This is a genomic window from Sandarakinorhabdus sp. (genome assembly GCF_040398645.1).
GTDB lineage: Bacteria > Pseudomonadota > Alphaproteobacteria > Sphingomonadales > Sphingomonadaceae > Sandarakinorhabdus.
In genome coordinates this window covers 1-1,034 of record NZ_JBBATR010000127.1, presented here as the reverse complement: position 1 = coordinate 1,034, position 1,034 = coordinate 1, and the positions used below count along the sequence as shown (strand labels likewise).

Annotated in this window: 1 pseudogene; it reads left to right on the top strand. The window is 62.3% G+C overall.

From position 1 onward, the window contains the following. A pseudogene (locus ABWP50_RS13550) lies at positions 1 to 1,034 on the top strand (hypothetical protein); the annotation flags it as partial.

The following is a 1,034-nucleotide window of genomic DNA, read 5'->3' as shown; positions in this document are numbered from 1 at the left end:
GGCGATATCTTCCGCGTGTTCGAACGCGGCGGCCGCAACATCAACAGCAATTTCCCGGAAATCGGCCTGCCGAACAGCCTTGGTTCCATCCAGCGCCTTGAAGAGCCTGGCCGGCCCGACATCCGCCAGTCCAACCGCGGACCCGGCACCGGCCTGCGTATCGCGGTGCCGGTGATCAACATCCACAAGACCCGGCTGAACGATCCCTTCACCTGGTTCATGGGCACCAACGACCAGCCCGGCGATTATCGCACCTCGGGCTGCGGATCATGCCACGTGGTATATGCCAACGATCGTGAAGTGCGGCACAGCAGCGTGTACGCCGCCGCCGGACGTGACGGACAAAGCCAGAGCGCCGATCCGACCATCAACAAGACAGAAAGCGGCCACCCGCTCAAGCACAGCTTCACCCGGGCCATGCCGTCCAGCCTGTGCATGAATTGCCACATGCACCAGCCCAACATGTTCGTGAACACCTATTATGGCTACACGATGTGGGATTACGAAAGCGACGCGCCGCGCATGTGGCCGGGGCCGGAAAATCCCTATCCCAAGCCGGCGGGCATGAGCGACGCCGAATATCAGCGCCTGTTCAAGCAGCAGCGTTATCCCACCGCTGCCGAGGTGCACGAAACCAACCAACGCAATCCCGAGGGCGCAGCAGCGCGTGGGGCGTGGAGCGACCTGGATTTCCTGCGCACCGTCAACGATCGCAACGGCGCCATGAAAGACACGCAGATGGCCGATTATCACGGCCACGGCTGGAATTTCCGCGCTGTCTACAAGCGTGACCGTGAAGGCAATCTGCTCGACGCCGGCGGCAACATGGCCAGCTGGGGCACTGATACCGCGCACATCGTTGATCCCAATGATCCGGAGAAATTCCGCAAGACGGGCGTGCCGCAATTCGTCAAGCCCGCTGCCGTGCCCGGCCCCGGCCAGCCCGGCAAGGCCGTGCATTTGATGGATATCCACACCGAAGTGGGCATGCAGTGCGTGGATTGCCATTTTGCGCAGGACAGCCACGGCAATGG